The sequence below is a fragment of the Dorea sp. Marseille-P4042 genome, assembly GCF_900290215.1.
Lineage (GTDB): Bacteria > Bacillota > Clostridia > Lachnospirales > Lachnospiraceae > Dorea > Dorea formicigenerans.
In genome coordinates this window covers 676369-696606 of record NZ_OLMI01000003.1, presented here as the reverse complement: position 1 = coordinate 696606, position 20238 = coordinate 676369, and the positions used below count along the sequence as shown (strand labels likewise).

The 20238-nt window shown below is 41.2% G+C and carries 18 protein-coding genes and 1 other annotated feature; all 18 genes read left to right on the top strand.

The genetic code is table 11. The annotated features are described in order from the left end of the window. Positions 1-53: 53 nt before the first annotated feature. Entirely contained in the window at positions 54-938 is an 885-nt protein-coding gene (locus tag C7E02_RS16885) for a carbohydrate ABC transporter permease (RefSeq protein ID WP_005335189.1), read from the top strand. Between the two features lie 17 nt (positions 939-955). After that, positions 956-1768 (top strand): carbohydrate ABC transporter permease, encoded by an 813-nt coding sequence (locus tag C7E02_RS16880; protein ID WP_005335196.1) that lies wholly within the window; start codon positions 956-958, stop codon positions 1766-1768. Between the two features lie 15 nt (positions 1769-1783). Then, positions 1784-3460, top strand: coding sequence for a DUF4091 domain-containing protein (locus C7E02_RS16875; RefSeq protein WP_105310219.1), 1677 nt, complete (start codon positions 1784-1786; stop codon positions 3458-3460). A gap of 488 nt (positions 3461-3948) precedes the next feature. Beyond that, positions 3949-4173, top strand: a binding site (T-box leader). Positions 4174-4360: 187 nt separating this feature from the next. Beyond that, positions 4361-5803, top strand: coding sequence for a proline--tRNA ligase (gene proS / locus C7E02_RS16870; protein WP_005335210.1), 1443 nt, complete (start codon positions 4361-4363; stop codon positions 5801-5803). 233 nt (positions 5804-6036) lie between these two features. Then, positions 6037-6822: a transposase gene (locus C7E02_RS16865; protein ID WP_005337336.1), complete on the top strand. Its 786-nt coding sequence runs from the start codon at positions 6037-6039 to the stop codon at positions 6820-6822. Between the two features lie 92 nt (positions 6823-6914). Further along, entirely contained in the window at positions 6915-8246 is a 1332-nt protein-coding gene (locus C7E02_RS16860; RefSeq protein WP_005337334.1) for a CCA tRNA nucleotidyltransferase, read from the top strand. Between the two features lie 126 nt (positions 8247-8372). Beyond that, entirely contained in the window at positions 8373-9395 is a 1023-nt protein-coding gene (locus C7E02_RS16855; protein WP_105310218.1) for a MarR family transcriptional regulator, read from the top strand. 131 nt (positions 9396-9526) lie between these two features. Then, entirely contained in the window at positions 9527-9802 is a 276-nt protein-coding gene (locus tag C7E02_RS16850; protein ID WP_005335218.1) for an HU family DNA-binding protein, read from the top strand. A gap of 155 nt (positions 9803-9957) precedes the next feature. Continuing rightward, a complete protein-coding gene (locus tag C7E02_RS16845) occupies positions 9958-10197 on the top strand; it encodes an RNA-binding S4 domain-containing protein (protein ID WP_005335220.1) in 240 nt (79 codons plus the stop codon). Between the two features lie 49 nt (positions 10198-10246). Further along, complete coding sequence (yabP, locus tag C7E02_RS16840) at positions 10247-10543, top strand: sporulation protein YabP (RefSeq protein ID WP_029732347.1); 297 nt, start codon at positions 10247-10249, stop codon at positions 10541-10543. Between the two features lie 27 nt (positions 10544-10570). After that, the gene (gene yabQ / locus C7E02_RS20585) at positions 10571-10882 is read left to right on the top strand and encodes a spore cortex biosynthesis protein YabQ (protein ID WP_005337326.1); all 312 of its coding nucleotides are present in this window, start codon (positions 10571-10573) and stop codon (positions 10880-10882) included. Between the two features lie 77 nt (positions 10883-10959). Beyond that, positions 10960-11283 carry an FtsB family cell division protein gene (locus tag C7E02_RS16830; RefSeq protein ID WP_022279681.1) on the top strand — a complete coding sequence of 108 codons (324 nt, stop codon included), beginning with the start codon at positions 10960-10962 and terminating at the stop codon, positions 11281-11283. 517 nt (positions 11284-11800) lie between these two features. Beyond that, a complete protein-coding gene (locus tag C7E02_RS16820; protein ID WP_029732348.1) occupies positions 11801-13210 on the top strand; it encodes a SpoIIE family protein phosphatase in 1410 nt (469 codons plus the stop codon). Positions 13211-13423: 213 nt separating this feature from the next. Beyond that, complete coding sequence (gene tilS, locus C7E02_RS16815; RefSeq protein ID WP_105310216.1) at positions 13424-14974, top strand: tRNA lysidine(34) synthetase TilS; 1551 nt, start codon at positions 13424-13426, stop codon at positions 14972-14974. Then, positions 14946-15473 carry a hypoxanthine phosphoribosyltransferase gene (hpt, locus tag C7E02_RS16810; RefSeq protein ID WP_005337320.1) on the top strand — a complete coding sequence of 176 codons (528 nt, stop codon included), beginning with the start codon at positions 14946-14948 and terminating at the stop codon, positions 15471-15473. The genes tilS and hpt overlap by 29 nt, the downstream gene beginning before the upstream one ends. Before the next feature lie 15 nt (positions 15474-15488). Further along, positions 15489-17327, top strand: coding sequence for an ATP-dependent zinc metalloprotease FtsH (ftsH, locus tag C7E02_RS16805; protein ID WP_022279683.1), 1839 nt, complete (start codon positions 15489-15491; stop codon positions 17325-17327). Then, positions 17328-19379, top strand: coding sequence for a glycoside hydrolase family 13 protein (locus tag C7E02_RS16800; protein ID WP_022279684.1), 2052 nt, complete (start codon positions 17328-17330; stop codon positions 19377-19379). Continuing rightward, positions 19372-20181: a type I methionyl aminopeptidase gene (gene map / locus C7E02_RS16795; RefSeq protein WP_022279685.1), complete on the top strand. Its 810-nt coding sequence runs from the start codon at positions 19372-19374 to the stop codon at positions 20179-20181. Before C7E02_RS16800 ends, map begins: the two co-directional genes overlap by 8 nt. Positions 20182-20238: the final 57 nt, after the last annotated feature.

The following is a 20238-nucleotide window of genomic DNA, read 5'->3' as shown; positions in this document are numbered from 1 at the left end:
GCAGGCATCTTTTTGCACTATTGATGATTGCGCAATAAGATGAAAGGACGATTATGAATAAAAAGAAAATAGCAAATCTGGCACCATATGGTTATATTACGCCGATTACAGTCATCCTGATCGGCTTTGTTATTGTGTCAGTCATCATATCAATTGTACTTAGTTTTACAAGATATAATATCATGACACCACCAACATTTTATGGATTGAAGAACTATGAGCGGCTGGTAACAGATACAAAATTTATGAAAGCACTTTTTAACACATTAAAATTAATGGTTATGATCGTGCCGTTACAAATGATTTTATCTCTCATAGTTTCTGTATTTTTGGTTAGTCATCGCCATATGTTAATTGGCAAGATTGCAAATAGTGTTATTTTCATTCCGGTACTTTGTTCCAATGCGGCAACAGGTGTTATCTGGAGAGAATTGCTGAACGGAAAAATTCCGGCAGTAGAAACATTTTTTGGCTTGTTTGGGATCAAGGCATCTATGTTACTTGGAAATGCTAAGACAGCGCTGGCGGTTGTTGCAGCAGTGGCCATTTGGAAAATGTTAGGGTATTATGTAGTTATTTATTCTTCAGGGTTACTTGGAATTTCAGAGTCATTTTATGAAGCTGCAAAAGTAGACGGTGCAGGAACGGTGACAAGATTTTTTCGGATAACATTGCCAATGTTGAAACCGACGATTATATTAGCAGTGTTCTTATCAATTACCTCATCATTGCAGTGCTTTGATTTGATTTACACAATGACGGGTGGCGGACCGAATAATGCATCTACAACATTGGTGATTTATGCATATTCATTGTGCTTTGCAGGTTCCAGCTCTGCGGGATATGCAATGGCAGTTTCCAATATATTATTTGTTGTAATTCTGGTTATAGCAATGTTGCAGCGTGGAATGATGAAGCGTGAGGCATCAGAGATATAGAAAGGGGGAAATATAGGATGAAAAAAGTAATTAATAAGATCTTCATATATATATTTATGTTGATTATTATATTTATCAGTGTGATTCCATTTGTTTATATGGTAATGATGTCTTTTAAATCAACAACGAATGCTTATGATTTTGATTTTTCATTGGAAAAGCTGACACTGATGCAGTATCAGAAAATATTTTCCCTGGCTAATTTTCCAAATTACGTATTTAACAGCGTGTTTGTTGCAGTTGTTGGTGTAATTCTTACGGTAACAGTATGTTCACTGGCGGGGTATGCATTTGCAAAGATGGATTTTAAAGGAAATGATAAGTTGTTCATCTTTTTGATCATGACAATGGTCGTTCCGTCAGAGGTTATTATTATTCCGTTATTTTTGATTATTAAGAATCTGGGGTGGTTAAATACTTTTAAAGCGCTGATCTTGCCATTGCCGACAGCGTTTGGTGTGTTTATTATGCGGCAGGCCATTCTGGATATTCCGGATGACCTGATCAATGCGGCTAAAATAGATGGCTGTGGACGTTTGCGTATTTTCTTTAAAGTGGTATTGCCGATGGTGAAATCATCGATTATAGCCCTGTCTATTTTTACATTTGTCGGAGCATGGAACAACTTTTTATGGCCGATGGTGTCTTGTTCAAAACAGGAAATGAAGACGTTGCCATTGGCACTTGGTATGATGAAGACATTGTATAATACAGATGTAGGTCTGACTATGGCATGTGCAGTTATCAATTTCCTGCCACCATTTATTTTCTATGTATTTATGCAGAGTAAATTCAAAGAAGGAATGACGTTGAGTGGAATCAAAGGATAGAGGGGAAAATAAAATATGAGTATTTTTGACCAGAAAGTAATTAAATATGAAATGAAACCACTGAGTTCTCTGGAAAAGGTATTCCCAGATGAGACTCCGGTATACCGCATGGAATGTCAGATGTTAAGTGGTCTGTGGGGAGAGACGGTATCATTTCAGGTGGCATATACCGGTGATTTTGTAATGCGTGAGCGATTAGATGTGCGCGTAGTTTCTGAGCTTGCAGAGCATGTTCATGTGAGGACGGTGGAGATGGTTCCGGTCGGACGTGCGACCAATGGAATTGTAGATGATAATTATCTGAAGACGATTTCTGGATTGTATCCGGATCTTCTTAAAGATTTAAAGGACGGAAAAGTGATTGTCTATTCACGCCAGTGGCGCAGCCTTTGGGTGGATGTGGATATTACAAATGAGATTCCGGCGGGAGAGTATGAGATAGAGCTTCAGTTTATCAAAGAAGGTGAAGTTGTATGTAGTGCAAAACAGAAAGTGACAGTTATCGGAACGGAACTTCCGAAACTGGATATTATGCACACAGAATGGATGCATGCAGATTGCCTGGCGGATTATTATCATGTAGAAGTGTTTTCAGAGGAACACTGGAAGCTTCTGGGAAATTACTTCCAGGAATATGTAAAACGTGATTGTAATATGATGCTGACCCCGTTATTCACTTCACCGCTTGATACTGCAATTGGACTTGAGAGAACGACTTGTCAGTTGATTGACGTAGAAGTAAAAGATGGAGAGTATGTATTTGGATTTGAGAAGCTGAAGCGCTGGATCGATCTCTGTAAGAAATGTGGAATCGAGTATTTTGAAATGTCACATTTGTTCTCGCAATGGGGAGCAAAATATGCACCGAAGGTTGTTGCAACTGTCAATGGAAAGAAAGAGAAGATTTTTGGCTGGCATACACCGGCGGTCGGGGAATATACAAAATTCCTTGAGAGTTTTCTCCCACAGTTGACAGCAAAGATAAGAAAATGGGAAATTGCAGATGTGACTTATTTTCACATTTCAGATGAGCCAAGAGAAGAACATTTGGAGTCTTATAAGGCTGCAAAAGAATCCCTTGGAAATATGCTGGACGGATTTCACACATTTGATGCATTATCCAGTTATGAAATTTACCGTCACGGTCTAATTGACAAGCCGGTTCCGGGAAATAATGAAATTGAAGAGTTTCTTGCAAATGGTCTGACGGATATGTGGACTTATTACTGTACAGGACAGTTTTATGAAGTAAGTAACCGTTTTATGTCCATGCCGTCTGCGAGAAATCGTATTTACGGTGTGCAGCTGTATAAATATAAAATTATTGGAGTATTACATTGGGGATATAATTTTTATAACAGCCAGTATTCCATTGAACACATTAATCCATATGAAGTGACAGATGCGGCCGGAGCATTTCCGTCAGGAGATCCATTCCTTGTATATCCAGGTGAAAATGGACAGCCGGAAGAGTCGCTTCGTATGATGGTACATGACGAAGCTATGACAGATCTGCGAGCACTGAAATTACTGGAATCTTTGACAAGTAGAGAGCATGTCATGGAGTTGATTGAAGGAAACCTTCCGGAGCCATTGACATTCAAGCGCTATCCAAAATCCGATATGTATCTGATTCAGTTAAGAGACAGGGTGAATCGTGAGATTAAGGAACTCACGGCTGAACGGAAATAAACTGGAAATAAACAGAGTGTCACTTGGTGAGAGATGGACGTGATTAGAGAGACAGATGTGATTAGAGAGACAGATGTGATTAGAGAGACAGATGTGATTAGAGAGACGGATGTGATTAGAGAGACAGATAAGACGCAGCTACCGAAACAAGCAAGTTGAAGCTGTCGAAATAATCAAGTTGAAGCTGCCAAAATGGGAATATAAATTGTTTATAGAGAACATTTATATGAATAAAAAAGCAACAATTTGTTGCAAAATGTCAAAAGATTCCAAAAACATGATATAATAAATCACCAACGTAAAGGGTGATTGAATCACAATCACAAACGGTAATTCAACCGAGAAAAAAGAGAGAAGTTGTTCATTCAAAATCTTCTCTCTTTTTTATGGCATTTATTAACGCGCAGGATTACAACGCGCAGCATTATGTAGTATACATCTTGACAAAGTGCATGGGATAGATTAAAATTATGAGCAAATTGATATACTTTTTGGCGATGAATGGAATTAGTACATGTAAGCTGGCTCAGAGAGGACATTATATGGTGTGAGGTGTCTGCTATGAACTGCATGGAACCGGTCCTGGAGCCTCTGCATGAAAATGCAGCGTCTGACCAGCGTTAATGGAGAATGGAGAGAACTGTGCTGTCTGATATTTGCAACATAGCTACAGTTAATTTAGGGTGGTACCGCCGGAGCTTTCGGTCCCTGATATGGGGAGATGAAGAGTCGGCGGTTTTTTGTATAATAGATAATTACATTTTTATTAAATTATATGAAAAGTTCCCGGCAGAAAAAGTAACTCCTCGGAAATAAAACATTTCCTGTAAAGATACATTTTTGAAATGGAAATGAACAGAATTTTACAGAAATAAAAGAACAAGAAAAAGGAGAATTGTGATGGCAAAGGATAAGAAATTAGTAAAAAATATCACATCACGTGATGAAGATTTCGCACAGTGGTATACAGACGTTGTGCGAGAAGCACAGTTATGTGATTATTCAAGCGTAAAAGGATGCTTGAACTACCTTCCAAATGGATTTGCAATCTGGGAGCTTATAAAAGCTGACCTTGACAGAAGATTTAAAGAGACAGGTGTAGAAAATGTATATCTTCCATGCCTGATTCCAGAAGCACTTCTTGAGAAAGAAGCAGATCATATCGAAGGATTTGCACCAGAAGTAGCATGGGTAACACACGGTGGAATGGAGAGACTCCAGGAGAGATTTTGCGTAAGACCTACATCTGAGACATTGTTCTGTGACTTATGGGCAAGAACAGTACAGTCTTACAGAGATTTACCAAAAGTATGGAACCAGTGGTGTTCCGTACTTCGCTGGGAGAAGACAACGAGACCGTTCCTTCGTTCCAGAGAATTCTTATGGCAGGAAGGCCACACGATTCATGCAACATATGAAGAGGCTGAACAAAGAACAATCCAGATGTGGCAGATTTACAAAGACTTCTACAAAGAGACAATGGCTGTACCATTTGTAGCAGGTAGAAAAGCAGAGCATGAGAAATTTGCAGGAGCTCAGGATACTTATACAGTAGAAGCACTGATGCACGACGGAAAAGCACTGCAGTCCGCAACAAGCCATTTCTTTGGAAGCGGATTTCCGGAGGCATTTGGAATTCAGTATATCGACAAAGACAATCAGCTTAAGAATGTTTACGAGACATCATGGGGATTGTCCACAAGAAGTATCGGAGCGCTTATCATGGTTCACGGTGACGATGACGGACTTGTTATCCCACCGCACCTTGCACCAGTTGAGTGTCGCGTAATTCCAATTGCTCAGCACAAAGAAGGAGTACTGGAAAAAGCAAATGAATTGCTTGATGAGCTGAAAAAAGCCGGATACAGAGTGAAGATTGATGATTCAGAGAAGAGTCCGGGATGGAAATTCTCAGAGCAGGAGATTCTCGGAATCCCAACACGTATTGAAATCGGACCAAAAGACATTGAAAATAATCAGGTTGTAGTAGTACGTCGAGATACCCGCGAGAAGATTGTTGTGTCCTTAGATGAAATAACAACAAAACTTCGTGAGATTCTTGAAACAATCCAGCAGGATATGTACAATAAGGCAGAAGAGTTCCTGAAAGCACACATCGATACAGCAGTAACGATGGACGAGATGAAAGAAAAATTCGCAGCAAACCGCGGATTCGTAAAAGCATGTTGGTGTGGAGATCCAGTATGTGAAGGCGAAGTGAAATATGAGACAGGCGGAGCTGCTACAAGATGTTTGATCGAAGATGAACCGATGATCTCTGATAAATGTATTTATTGCGGAAAACCAGCAAAACATATGGCATATTGGGGAAAATCTTACTAGAAAGAAACACAATTCAATTGGGGACGGAGGTTTTTTAAAAAACCTCCGTCCCCAATTGAATTTTATGGTATTGTGTTCGTAAATTTCTTGCATTATAGAAACAAATGTGTTAATTTAATTCTACAACGCAATTCTTGTTATTCATGATATTTCTACATTATTATCAGTATTTGGCGTGTCGCCGAGAATTGCCAACATTTATAGAAGAAAAGTAGATAGGGAGGAGGATGCCTATGCCGAGAAGAGCAAGGCGTGAAAGTGCAACGGGTTTTTATCATATTGTATCCAGAGGTTTGGATCGGGAAAATATTTTCGGTGAAAAACGCGAAAAAACCAGGTTTTTGAATTTGCTTAAAGACAATTTAAAAGATTGTAATATTGAAATCTATGCATATTGTGTTATGTCAAATCATTTTCACCTTTTAGCAAAAGCTGAGAAAGAAATTATGCCAATATTTATGGCAAAAGTGCTGGGAAGATATGCGAAATATTATAATTATAAGCATAATCGTACTGGTTATGTATTTGAAAATCGATATAATACGCAGTGTATAGAAGATGAAAGGTATTTTTGGAGCTGCTTGCGTTATATTCATATGAATCCAGTAAAAGCAAAAATATGTAATAACATAATGCAATATGAACATAGCAGTATGAGGGAATATACTGGGAAAAGAAAGAATAGAGAAGTATTATGTGAAAAAGCATTAAAGTTATATGAGGAAAAATTTAAAGATGGGACATCAATTGGAACTTTTCATCAGGAAAAGGATGAAAATGTGTTTTTAGATACAGAAGAGGAAGAGTATAGGCAGTATGTAGAATTGGCGTGGGAAATACTTTGGAACATGCAAGAACAAAGACAACTTCAAGGATTGGAGATTTTACAGTTCGTAGAAAGTAGAGTGCAATTCGAAAATGCAGTAAAAGAAAAGCTAGGAGTCTCGAAAAGTTATGTAAAGAGGATTAGAAAACAAATTGAAGGTGAACTTTACACAATTCAAAAGGGGACAGGATAAGATTCAATTGGGGACGGAGTTTTTTTGAAAAAAACACGTCCCCAATTGAAAGTGTGTTATAATAATACAGATTAATAAGGAGGCATATGAGAATGGAAAACCGGAAAATTGTATTACCTGAGAATGTGAAAAAGATTATAGAGACGCTTCAGACACATGGTTATGAGGCTTATGCGGTCGGAGGATGTGTACGGGATTCCGTATTGGGACGAATTCCTCAAGATTGGGATATTACAACTTCTGCGATGCCTCAGGAAACAAAAACATTGTTTGATAAGACATTTGATACAGGGATTGAGCATGGAACAATTACAGTTTTGCTCGATCATGAAGGATACGAGGTGACGACCTATCGAATTGATGGGAAATATGAAGATAACAGACATCCGAAGGAGGTTACATTTACTAGGTCGTTAAAAGAGGATCTTCTCCGTCGAGATTTTACAATCAATGCGATGGCATATAATGATGCAGATGGACTTGTAGATATTTTTGGCGGAATGGAAGATTTGAAAAAAGGAGTTATTCGCTGTGTGGGAGATGCAACGGCAAGATTTTCGGAAGATGCTTTGCGTATATTAAGAGGAATACGGTTTGCGGCACAGCTTGGATTTGAAATTGATGACGAGGCGAGAATGGCTATGAAAGAGCTGGCTCCAACGCTTCGAAAAATTAGTGCAGAGCGAATTCAGGTGGAACTGGTAAAAACGTTAGTTTCTGATAGACCGGATATGTTACGGACAGCTTATGAGCTTGGAATTACAAAGCAGTTTTTGCCGGAATTTGATCTTCTTATGAAGACGGAACAGGAGACGCCACACCATATGTACAATGTAGGGGAGCATACATTACATGCATTAATGAGGGTGCGTCCGGATAGAATATTACGTATTACAATGTTGCTTCATGACATGGGAAAACCTGAGTACAAGACTATGGATGAGACGGGACAGGCACATTTTAAAAAACATGCAATTGGTAGTGAGCATATTGCCAAAGAAATTTTAAAAAGATTAAAATTTGATAATGAGACAATCCGAATTGTCACAAGGCTGGTGCTTTGTCATGATTATCGTATGCCGGCAGAAGCGAAAAATGTAAGGAAAGCCATGAATAAAATTGGTGAAGACATTTTTGAATATTATATGGAAGTGAGACGTGCGGATGTGTTAGCACAGAGTACATATTTGCGGGAACGAAAACTAAAAAATCTAGATGATATAGAAACACTGTATGCAAAAATTAAAGAGGCGAAGCAATGTGTTTCATTGAAAGAACTGGCTGTAAGTGGTAGCGATTTGATAGCTATTGGAATTAAGCCAGGAAAAGAAATTGGTGAAATATTGAATCGATTACTGGAAATGGTTATAGAAGATCCAGAATTGAATCAGAAAGAAATTTTATTGAAAAAAGCTACAATTTAAAAAGGGACAGGTTGAAGTTCAAATGGGGACGGGGTTCTTTTGAAAAAACCCCGTCCCCATTTGCATATTTTCGCAATTGTTTTCATAGGATAGAGAGAATATGTAGTAGAGTGCAGGGGGCTGAATATGCAAGATTATGAACGGGATAATATATTAGAACAATATGAAATTGCCGTAAATAGCACCCGGAAGACCAGGGGTGCTATTTTATGCAGCACAGATAAGGGTGTGTTTTTAATGAGAGAGGTAGGGGTATCTGAAAAGAGGCTTCCTGCGCTTATCGAATTGTATGAGTATTTTATGGATTATGATTATCAAACTATAGATATGCCAGTGAAAAACCGGGAAGGAGATTATGTAACAAAGGGGGTTGATGGAAGTATTTACATGCTTAGACGAATGCCGCCGGGGCGGGAATGCGATGTAAGAAGAGCGGCAGAACTTTTTGAGGCAGCAGGTAATTTGGCGAAGATACATTTGTTGATGAGAAAAAAAATAATGGAAAATGTGTCGGAAGCGGAGAATTTGGAGGAGGGGTATATAAGACATAATCGAGAATTACGTAAAGTGCGGGCATACATCAGAAATGTTTCTCCGAAAGGGGAGTTTGAATATTTGTTCCTGGAGTATTTTGATCAGATGGAAGCATGGGCAGACGCAGCGGTTAAAAGCCTGAAAGCTTCGGGATATAAACAGCTTTATCAACAAAGTATTGATGCAGGATATATGGTACATGGTGAATACAATTACCACAATATTTTGTTTGATGCGACTTCTGAAAAAGATAATTATGGGCATAGAAAGTTAAATGTTTACACGGTGAATTTTGATCATTTTAAAAAGAATGTTCAAGTAGAGGATTTGTATTATTTCTTAAGAAAGGCAATGGAAAAACAAGGTTTCAAAGAATGGATCAGCGATGGAATACTCAATGCATATTCAGCAATTATACCGTTGGGGAAAAATGAATTGGAGTATTTGAAAAATAGATTGATGTATCCAGAAAAATTTTTTAAAGTTGCAAATTCATATTATCATTCAAATAAAGCATGGATATCAATAAAAAATGTTGAAAAAATGCAGATGGCAGTCAGACAAATGAAGGAAAAAGAACATTTTTTAAATCACTTTTTTGATGCTCGGATTTAAATCTTAAAAATGCCTAAAAAGCCTATAAATACGCGGTAAAAAGGGTAAATATCCTTGACAAATATAGGGAAAACAGGTATAACAATATCTAGAGGCAGGGTGCCTAGATAAACAGGAGGAGGAAATTATCCATGAACAAAACAGAATTAGTAGCAGCTATTGCTGACAAAGCAGAGATTTCTAAGAAAGATTCTGAAAAAGCTTTAAAAGCTTTTGTTGATGTAGTTACAGAAGAACTTAAGAAAGGTCATAAGATTCAGTTAGTTGGATTCGGAACATTCGAGACAAGCGAGAGAGCTGCAAGAGAGGGAAGAAATCCGTCTACAGGGGAGACAATGAAGATTGAAGCTTGCAAAGCACCTAAGTTCAAAGCTGGTAAAGCATTAAAAGACGCTGTTAACGAGTAATGGATTAGTTCTAGATAAGTGTACGGGCGGGGAGTTGTTGGCTCCTCGTTCTTTTTGGTATATGGAAATTGTGTGTAAGAAGCATACAATTTAATTGGGGACGGGGTTTTTTTGAAAAAACCCCGTCCCCAATTGGAAGAAAATGGAGAAATATTATGAGATTAGATAAATTTTTGAAGGTGTCGCGTTTAATCAAGCGCAGAACGGTTGCAAATGAAGCTTGTGATGCTGGGCGAGTGCTGGTCAATGGTAGTGTTGCGAAGGCTTCGGTCAAGGTTAAAGTCGGAGATATTATTGAAATTCAGTTTGGTACAAGAACTGTGAAAGTCGAAGTCCTGGATATTCAGGAGACGACGAAGAAGGAAGAGGCGAAAGACTTGTTCAAATATCTGTAATAAATGCAGGGTACCTTTCATATGATTACTAAGAAAGGTTGTGATGTGCATGGATGAGAGAAATGTATCAAAACCAGCTATGCGGGGGCATAAACTGGTTTTGAATAACCGGACCGCAAGTCTGGTGACGGGTGTGAAGGATGTATTATCTTTTGATTTGAATGAAGTTCTACTGGAAACGGAGCAGGGAATGTTGATGGTGAAGGGGACGGACCTTCATGTAAACCGGCTGAGTCTGGAAAAAGGAGAAGTGGATCTGTCCGGAAATATTGACAGTATTGCTTATTCGGATGTGCATGCAGAACAAAAACAGGGAGAGAATTTCTTTGCACGTTTGTTTCGTTAATGTGTGCGGAAAGTTGCAGGAAAGTCAATGATTGGGATTGAAAAAGAATTATTAATTTTTCTGACTGCATTTTCATCTGGATTATTTTTAAGAGGAACATACAGATGCCTGGAATGCTTCCGGGATATTGTGAAACATTCGTTTCTCGCAGTCGGAATAGAGGACTTGTTTTACTGGATTTTTGTGGAAATGTATCTGTTTGTGCAAATTTACCACACTAGTAGTGGTAGTGTGCGCTGGTATTATATACTAGGTGTTGTAGTTGGAGCGTGCTTGATGTCATGGCTTTTGCATAAAGTTAAAAAAGTGTGTAAAAAAATCTACACCCGTAAAACTTGATAAATTTCAGGGAAAAAGTTATTATTATAAAAAAGTATAAATCGGTGTGGGAACCGAAGACAAGGGTGAGTATTAATATGAAAGATACGAGGCGTAATAGCCGTAAGAGAAGGTCCAGGAGGCGGACAAATCAACACAAGTTGAGTGTGCTTGTAATTACAGGTGTAATTTTTTTGATGACAGCACTTGTAGTGGTCGGTGGAATTTCTCTTCGGGCGAAGGAGAAAAGTTATTTGGCTCAGGAGACGGAGCTTAAGAAACAGATAGATGAAGAGAAAGCCAGATCACAGGAGATAGACGATATGGAAGCATACGTTGGAACTGACGAGTATGTGGAAGAGATTGCGAAGGAAAAGCTTGGTCTGGTGAATGAAAATGAGATCATATTAAAAGCAAAGTAACGAATGAAAAAGCTTTGGGCGAAAGCCCGAAGCTTTTTTGTATAATAGGATTAGGGTGTCAAAAGACACGTTAATTAATATATGATTTTATTTGTACCTTGAAAATTTAACACGAATTGCGTTTGAGTTTTGCCTTAGACTTGTGGACTAACGATATTGAAGATGACTTCCACCTCTATAGGTGGTGAGAAACAAGCTGGTATCAGTGGCGGGAGTCAATCCCCCAGCTGATATAGCCTCCGGCAGGGCGCACATTGTCCGGTGGACAATGGTTTTGCGCCGACCGAAACGGAGTGNTCCCCCAGCTGATATAGCCTCCGGCAGGGCGCACATTGTCCGGTGGACAATGGTTTTGCGCCGACCGAAACGGAGTGTAGACTTGCAGAGGTGCGCAGTAGAAGTATGTCATGCAATTGCATGACGCGCACCTCGCAACAAGAATGCCGAGGCATTCTTGAAAAAAAGCGGAGCAGGAATACGAAAGCTGAGATAGAAGAATTAGTAAGGGGAGATTTTTATGCAGGAATTGAAAGAGCGGGGAGCACAGATTTTCACGAATCCGTATGTGATTCAAGTAGACAAGTTTGCGGGATCTTTAAAGAAGCTGTCAGATACATTTTCAAAGCTGGAGGATTATCGCGCTACATTTACAAATGAGGAAAATGACGACATTTTTGAGCGTGTGACTCAGAAGGTGTGCCGGGAGTGCGAAAATCGAGAAAAATGTCTGGGGGAGAGACGGCAGCAAACGTATCATATGATGCGGGAAATTCTGTGTGCGGTTCAGGACTACGGTGCCGAGCTAAATGTGGAATTAAAACGCAGGCTTATGAAGCAGTGCCTTTTGGCACCGAGATTTTTGAGAGAGACACTGGAAAATTATGAAAATGTGAGACAGAAGTTGATATGGAATAATAAAATGGTACAGAACCGGGAGGGCTTTGCTGCGCAGTTAAATGACCTGGCGAAGACTTTGTGCTATACGACTCACGAGCTGGATGCCGGGATATTTGAAGATGAGCATTTGAAAAAGAAAATCCGAAATCAGTTAAAAAAGTCCGGAATCAAGATTTTGTCCTCGGTTTTTTATATGACCGCCCAGGGGAAATATGAGATACATTTGACGTTAAAGGCGTCCAAGGGGCATATTGTCGCTATGAAAGAACTGGCGTCAGAAGTTGGGAAAATGGCAGGCCGGATCATGGTTCCCGGGAGGGGAGAACGCCCAATTATCGGGGACGAGTACTGCACAGTTGCCTGTGTGGAAGGAGCAAGATTTCACACGATCCAGGGTGTGGCCAAAATAGGAAAAGGCAGCGAGAAAATTTCCGGAGATACATTTTTGACCTCGGACTTGCCGGGAGGAAGAAAAGGTGTGGCACTGTCAGACGGCATGGGTTCAGGTGAGCGCGCATTTCGGGAGAGTACGATGGTAGTGGAAATGTTAGAAGAGCTTTTAAACGCTGGATTCCCGGTAAAAACGGCAGTTCAGATTATGAATACAGCCCTCGTGACCGGTCGGGAAGAAGTAATGTTTTCCACGATTGATGTGGCGATTATTGATCTGTACGATGCAAGCTGTGAGATAGTAAAAGCAGGAGCAGCCACTACATATATAAAACGAAAAGATGAGGTGGAGGAAGTGCATTCTATTTCCCTTCCGATTGGTGCGCTGGCAAGGCTTGATATAGAACCGGAGCGGCGACAACTTGAAGATGGAGACTTTCTTATTATGGTGACAGACGGTGTATTGGACACCTTGCCGACGGGGAAACAGGACAGCCTCATGGAAGAATTCATTTGTCAGGTGGAGTCCCAGAATCCGGGAGAAATGGCACATCACATTTTGAACCGGGTCATGGAATATGCAGGCGCAGCGCCTCTTGATGATATGACAATTCTTGTGACAGGAATCTGGAAGCTTTAGAATATCATTGTAGTTGAAGTATTTGCCTCTAAGAATAAAAAAGGAATATGGTCTATATGTAAATAGTGAAATAGAGAAAATATATGGAAAACTTGCAATTTGCGGGCAAATTTTATATATTGATATCAGAGATCAAAGCCATTCTTGAATAACAAATAAGCGAGGAAATGTTTGGGCAGATGATTAGAGAGCCGTCCTAACAGGATAAAGCAGATGTATCAGAGAGTAAAAGCTTATGTAGAAGAACAGCATATGCTGGAGAAAAAGGACAGAGTAATTGTAGGCGTATCGGGAGGTGCAGATTCCGTATGCCTGCTTTTTGTGCTTACAAAGCTTCGGGATGAACGACAAAAAAGCGGAAATGGAACGTTGGAAATTACGGCGGTGCATGTACATCATGGCCTTCGCGGAGACAGTGCTGACACAGACGAGCGTTATGTGCGGAAAATTTGTGATGCGTGGAATGTTCCGCTTGTTGTTTATCATAAGAATATAAGAGAACTTGCAAAATGCTGGAATATGTCTGAAGAGGAAGCGGGCAGAAAGGCCAGGAGAGAGGCATTTCTGGAAGTAAGAAACCAGTATAGTGATGTTCCATGTGACAATGTTCAATATGGTGATATCCAGTCTCACCATGCTGAGTGTGCCAATGGCAGACAAGAGAACGCGCAAGGTTTTGGAAAAATTGCGCTGGCACACCACAGAAATGATGAGGCCGAGACCGTGTTATTTCATTTGTGCCGGGGAACAGATGTCCGGGGACTTGGCGGGATTGCGCCGGTGTCCGGATTTTGGATTCGTCCACTTCTTAATATAGGAAGAAATGAGATTGAATCATATCTAGAAAAAGTGGGAATATCTTATTGTACAGACGAGACGAATGCAGAAAATGTTTATGCAAGAAATAAGCTTCGTAATCAGGTTATTCCACAACTGGAGGAAATAAATGAACAGGCAGTCTGGCACATTTCCAGAACAGCTCAGAGCGTGCGTGAACTTTGGAGTTATGTGGATATGCAGATTGAGGAGTATAAGAAAAAAGTGTTGCAGATAGAACCACAATCATGTCGGAAAGAAACAAATCTTGCTACAGGAGCTATTAGTCTGATTCTGAATAAAAATGAATATGACAAAGTCCCGGTACCGTTAAAAAGTTATGTGATCCACCGGATCATCTGTGAAGCTGCGGGGCACGAGAAGGATATCAGTGCAGTACATGTACAGGCGGTAGAGGAGCTTTTGAACCGGCAGGTGGGTCGGAAAATAGATTTGCCTTATGCTGTGACTGCGAGCCGCATTTATGGAGGAGTGAAGTTTGAAAAGAAACCAGTCATTTCTACAAAAATGATTGATCCAAACCATTTAAATGATGAAAATATAGAAGATCCAGAGGCTTTGTTTCAGTTCCGCATTTTCGAAAGACCGCCTGGAATGAAAGCATTTCCTGAAAAAACCTACACGAAATGGTTCGATTATGATATAATTAATAACACTGTGGAAATCAGACACAGACAGGCCGGAGATGTCCTTGCAATTAATAAAAATGGAGGAACGCAAAGGCTGAAAAAGTATTTTATTAATGAGAAAATTTCGCAGGAAGAGCGGGAGAAGGTCTGGCTGGTGGCAGATGGGCACGATATTATGTGGGTGGTCGGTCACAGACAGAGCCAGCGTTATCAGATTACAGAATCTACAAAAAAGATTTTAGAAATTCACTTTTGCAAAGGAGAAAATTATGGCAGAGACAGTAAGAGTATTAGTTGAGGAAGAAGAAGTTGATAAGAGGATCCGTGATCTTGGAGAGCAGATCAGTAAAGATTATGAAGGAAAAGAAGTGCATCTCATCTGTGTATTAAAAGGTGGCGTATTCTTTATGTGCGAACTGGCAAAGAGAATTACCGTGCCGGTGTCCATGGACTTTATGAGTGTCAGCAGTTATGGTGACGGAACAGCTTCAAGCGGTGTAGTTAAGATTGCAAAAGACCTTGATGAGACACTGGAAGGAAAAGATGTTCTGATCGTAGAAGATATCATTGATTCAGGAAGAACGCTTTCTTATCTGATTGAAATTCTTAAAAAACGTGGACCAAAGAGCCTGAGACTTTGTACATTATTAGATAAACCGGAAAGACGTGTCAAAGACGTGAAGGTTGATTATGTTGGATTTAACATTCCAGATGAATTTGTTGTGGGCTACGGTCTGGATTATGCCCAGAAATATAGAAATCTTCCATACATCGGAGTTGTAGAAGGTGTGGAGTAGAAGGGAGCAAAAAGCTTGGACACTAGAAAAAATAAAGGAATCAGCGGAGCCGGTCTTTTAGTTCTTGTTGTATTTCTGTTTGCAGTGCTCTGGTTTACGAACATGTTCGAGAACCAGAGTGACAGACTTACCTGGAGTGAGTTTCAGACACTGGTTACAGGAGACAATGTAGACAGCATTTCTGTGATTCAGAATAAAAATGTGCCGACCGGGCATGTGGAAATCAAACTGAAGAAGAAAGATAAAGACGGTAAGCAGGTGCGGTATCTGTATGTTTCAGATATTAATGAAGTGCAGGATTATCTGAAAGAGAATAAGCTGGACTATGATATGGCAGATGTTCCGCAGGACACATTATTTTCAACAACAATTCTGCCGGTGCTTCTTACACTTGCAGGTGTGATGTTCATTTTTATGATGATGAACCGTCAGGGAGGAAATGCCGGAAGCAAAGCCATGAGCTTTGGAAAGAGCCGTGCAAAGTTAAGCACAGACAGCGACAAGAAGGTTACATTTGATCATGTTGCAGGACTGAAAGAAGAGAAAGAGGAGCTGGAGGAGATCGTTGATTTCCTGAAAGAACCTAAGAAATATATCCAGGTTGGAGCGCGTATCCCGAAAGGAGTTCTCCTTGTGGGACCTCCGGGAACCGGAAAGACACTACTGGCCAAGGCAGTAGCCGGAGAGGCAGGAGTTCCGTTCTTTACTATTTCCGGATCTGATTTTGTGGAAATGTTTGTCGGAGTCGGAGCTTCCAGAGTCCGTGACTTATTCGAAGAGGCTAAGAAAAATGCACCGTGCATCATTTTTATCGATGAGATTGATGCAGTCGCAAGACGAAGAGGAACCGGTATGGGCGGCGGTCATGATGAGCGTGAGCAGACATTGAACCAGTTACTTGTTGAGATGGACGGATTCGGTGTCAATGAAGGGATCATTGTCATGGCAGCAACGAACCGTGTCGACATTCTGGATCCTGCAATCCTTCGTCCGGGACGTTTTGACCGTAAAGTCGTAGTCGGAAGACCGGATGTACAGGGAAGAGAAGAAATTTTAAAAGTTCACGCAAAGGGAAAACCGCTCAGTGAGGAGATCGATCTGAAACAGATCGCGCAGACAACTGCAGGATTTGCAGGAGCAGATCTTGAGAACTTATTAAATGAAGCGGCAATTCTGGCAGCAAAAGCAGGACGCCTCTTCTTAAAGCAGGAAGACATCCAGAAAGCATTTATCAAAGTCGGAATCGGAGCAGAGAAAAAGAGCCGTATTATTTCTGAAAAAGAAAGAAGAATCACAGCTTTCCACGAGGCTGGTCATGCAATTTTGTTCCATGTCCTTCCAGACGTGGGACCGGTGTACAGTGTATCTATCATTCCGACCGGAAGTGCCGGCGGATATACGATGCCGCTTCCGGAGCAGGACGAAATGTTCAATACAAAAGGCAAGATGCTGCAGGATATCACAGTGGCACTTGGCGGCCGTGTTGCGGAAGAAATCATTTTTGATGATATTACGACAGGAGCTTCTCAGGACATTAAACAGGCGACTGGTATTGCGAAATCCATGGTAACGAAGTTCGGTATGTCTGAGAAAGTCGGACTGATCAATTACGACGATGACAGCGATGAAGTTTTCATCGGAAGAGATCTTGCCCATGCTTCCAGGGGTTACGGTGAGAATGTTGCCGGTGTGATCGACCAGGAAGTAAAACGAATCATAGATGAGTGCTATGCAAAAGCGAAGAGTATTATTCATGAGTACGATCATGTACTTCATGCATGTGCAGAACTGCTTTTGGAAAAAGAAAAGATTTCCAGAGAAGAGTTTGAAGCGTTGTTTGGAGATGAAGCATAGATGAATAAGAAAGCATTATTTTGCGACGGTACTTCGCAGTATGTGAATCCGTCCGAACCGGAGCGCAACGAAGAAGTTGCGTTCCGGTTCCGTACCGCTAAGGACGATGCAGAACATGTCTGCCTTGTTCACGAGAAAATCCGGTATGAGATGGAGAAGACACAGACGGGCGAAGTATTTGACTATTATGAGATAAAAAGACAGCTGGGCGAGGAGCCGTTCCGGTATTATTTTGAGATCCGAAGCGGCAGTGAAGTATGCTATTATAACCGGTGCGGAGTGTCAGAGCGAGTGGTGTCAGACTATGATTATGTAGTCTGTCCGGGCTTTCGTACACCGAAGTGGGCGAAAGGCGCAGTCATGTATCAGATATTTACAGATCGTTTCTGCAACGGTGACCCTGACAATGATGTGGAAGACCGGGAATATTACTATATCGGAGACTACAGTAGAAAAGTTACAGACTGGAACCGCTATCCGGCAGCCATGGATGTGCGGGAATTCTATGGTGGAGATTTAAAAGGAGTCTGGGATAAACTGGACTATTTACAGGATCTTGGAGTAGAAGTGTTATACTTTAATCCAATTTTTGTATCTCCTTCCAATCACAAATATGACATTCAAGATTATGATTACATTGATCCTCATTATGGAGTGATTGTTGAAGACGGCGGAAATATACTGGCAGAGGGCGATCATGAAAATGCCAATGCCACGAAATATCAAAAACGAGTGACGGCCAAAAAGAATCTGGAGGCCAGCAATGAATTTTTTGTTCAGTTTGTGGAAGAGGTGCATCGGCGCGGCATGAAGGTGATTCTGGATGGAGTGTTCAATCACTGCGGATCCTTCAATAAATGGCTGGACAGAGAGCGCATTTACGAGAAACAGGAAGGGTATGCGCCAGGAGCATATGTCAGCGCAGACAGCCCGTATCGCAGCTATTTCCGGTTCTTTCAGGAAGAGCGGGAACGCTGGCCATACAATGGTTCATATGACGGATGGTGGGGACATGATACTCTGCCGAAGCTGAATTACGAAGATTCACCGGAGTTGGAAGCTTATATTTTTGAGATTGCGAAGAAATGGGTGTCACCGCCGTACAATGCGGATGGATGGCGTTTGGATGTGGCAGCGGATCTTGGAAGAAGTAACGAGTACAATCACGAATTCTGGAAAAAGTTCCGTAAAGTTGTAAAAGAAGCAAATCCGGAAGCACTGATCCTGGCGGAGCATTACGGAGATCCAAGCGAGTGGCTGGAAGGTGATGAGTGGGATACCATCATGAACTACGACGCATTTATGGAGCCTGTCACCTGGTTTTTGACTGGGATGGAGAAGCACAGTGACGAGGCAAGAGAAGACTTAAGAGGCAACGCCGACGCATTTGTAAATGCGATATGTCATCACATGAGCAATATGATGACGCCGTCCCTGCAGGTTTCCATGAATGAATTGTCGAATCATGACCATTCCAGATTCCTGACGAGAACGAATCACAGAGTCGGCCGTGTGCAGGAACTGGGGGCAGAAGCAGCCAATGAAAATGTCAATGTGGCAGTTATGCGTGAGGCGGTCGTTATGCAGATGACGTGGCCGGGCGCACCAACTGTTTATTATGGCGACGAGGCCGGCGTGTGCGGATTTACGGATCCAGACAACCGACGTACGTATCCGTGGGGGCATGAAGATCAGGAGCTGATTGCATTTCACAGAGAAATGATCCGGATCCACAAGCGATACCCGGTGTTCAGGGAAGGTTCTGTTCAGATGCTTGAGTGGCGGGAAAATGTATTGGCTTATGCAAGAACAGATCAGAACCAGCGGATTGTTGTAATCATTAATAACAGTGATGCTCTGGAGGAAGTAACGGTTCCTGTATGGCAGGCAGAAATCCCGATGCGTGGACGTATGAGAAGGCTGATGTATTCTTATCATGAGGGCTACACAACTGAGTACGAAGAGTATATAGTAGAAGATGGAGAGATAGTTGTAAACATGGGTGCGTACTCCGCACTTGTTTTGAAGGAGATGGACGTTAATTATGGATAGGTTAGACGTAAAACTTTGGGCGCTTGCAGAAAAAGGACAGATTGTTCCGGACCGGTCACTTCTTAAGACACCGGAGCAGATTGCCGAAATCAGAAAGAGCGCTGACCTCAACACAGCAGTACTGGATCATGTGGCTGCACATATTAAAGCTGGTATGAGCACAGCGCAGATCGATAAGCTTGTATATGATTTCACGACAGAACACGGAGGAATTCCGGCACCGCTTGGATATGAAGGATTTCCAAAGAGTGTGTGCACATCGATCAATAATGTTGTATGCCACGGAATCCCAAGTGAGAATGAAATCCTTGTAGAAGGGGATATTATCAATGTAGACGTATCAACCATTTTAAATGGATATTATTCAGATGCTTCTCGTATGTTCAAGATTGGAAATGTGTCCGAAAGAGCAGAACGGATCGTGCGTGTAACACAGGAGTGTGTAGAGCGTGGCCTAAAGGCAGCAAAGCCATGGGGGCATTTGGGAGATATTGCATACGCGATCAACACGCATGCAAAGAAAAATGGATATTCTGTTGTAGAGGAAATTGGAGGACATGGAATTGGTCTTGAATTCCATGAAGAGCCATTTGTAAGTTATGTAACACCAAAAGGCAGTGAAATGGTGCTTGTTCCTGGTATGATGTTCACAATCGAGCCGATGATCAACGAGGGAGCACCGGAGTTCTATGTAGATGAGGATAACGGCTGGACCGTATATACAGATGATGACGGATTGTCAGCCCAGGTAGAGTACATGGTACTTGTAAAAGAAAAGAGTGTAGAAGTACTGACGAAATAATAGATAGCAAAGCTGTTTGATACTGGTTACAGCAACTGCTGCTGTGAGCAGATATGA

Coding starts and splice junctions, on each gene's coding strand:
- C7E02_RS16855 (WP_105310218.1), top strand. CDS start 8,373: ATGCAAGATTATGAACGGGATAATATATTAGAACAATATGAAATTGCC.
- yabQ (WP_005337326.1), top strand. CDS start 10,571: ATGATTGGGATTGAAAAAGAATTATTAATTTTTCTGACTGCATTTTCA.
- C7E02_RS16850 (WP_005335218.1), top strand. CDS start 9,527: ATGAACAAAACAGAATTAGTAGCAGCTATTGCTGACAAAGCAGAGATT.
- tilS (WP_105310216.1), top strand. CDS start 13,424: ATGTATCAGAGAGTAAAAGCTTATGTAGAAGAACAGCATATGCTGGAG.
- C7E02_RS16880 (WP_005335196.1), top strand. CDS start 956: ATGAAAAAAGTAATTAATAAGATCTTCATATATATATTTATGTTGATT.
- C7E02_RS16860 (WP_005337334.1), top strand. CDS start 6,915: ATGGAAAACCGGAAAATTGTATTACCTGAGAATGTGAAAAAGATTATA.
- C7E02_RS16800 (WP_022279684.1), top strand. CDS start 17,328: ATGAATAAGAAAGCATTATTTTGCGACGGTACTTCGCAGTATGTGAAT.
- map (WP_022279685.1), top strand. CDS start 19,372: ATGGATAGGTTAGACGTAAAACTTTGGGCGCTTGCAGAAAAAGGACAG.
- C7E02_RS16865 (WP_005337336.1), top strand. CDS start 6,037: ATGCCGAGAAGAGCAAGGCGTGAAAGTGCAACGGGTTTTTATCATATT.
- proS (WP_005335210.1), top strand. CDS start 4,361: ATGGCAAAGGATAAGAAATTAGTAAAAAATATCACATCACGTGATGAA.
- C7E02_RS16820 (WP_029732348.1), top strand. CDS start 11,801: ATGCAGGAATTGAAAGAGCGGGGAGCACAGATTTTCACGAATCCGTAT.
- C7E02_RS16875 (WP_105310219.1), top strand. CDS start 1,784: ATGAGTATTTTTGACCAGAAAGTAATTAAATATGAAATGAAACCACTG.
- C7E02_RS16845 (WP_005335220.1), top strand. CDS start 9,958: ATGAGATTAGATAAATTTTTGAAGGTGTCGCGTTTAATCAAGCGCAGA.
- yabP (WP_029732347.1), top strand. CDS start 10,247: ATGGATGAGAGAAATGTATCAAAACCAGCTATGCGGGGGCATAAACTG.
- C7E02_RS16830 (WP_022279681.1), top strand. CDS start 10,960: ATGAAAGATACGAGGCGTAATAGCCGTAAGAGAAGGTCCAGGAGGCGG.
- hpt (WP_005337320.1), top strand. CDS start 14,946: ATGGCAGAGACAGTAAGAGTATTAGTTGAGGAAGAAGAAGTTGATAAG.
- C7E02_RS16885 (WP_005335189.1), top strand. CDS start 54: ATGAATAAAAAGAAAATAGCAAATCTGGCACCATATGGTTATATTACG.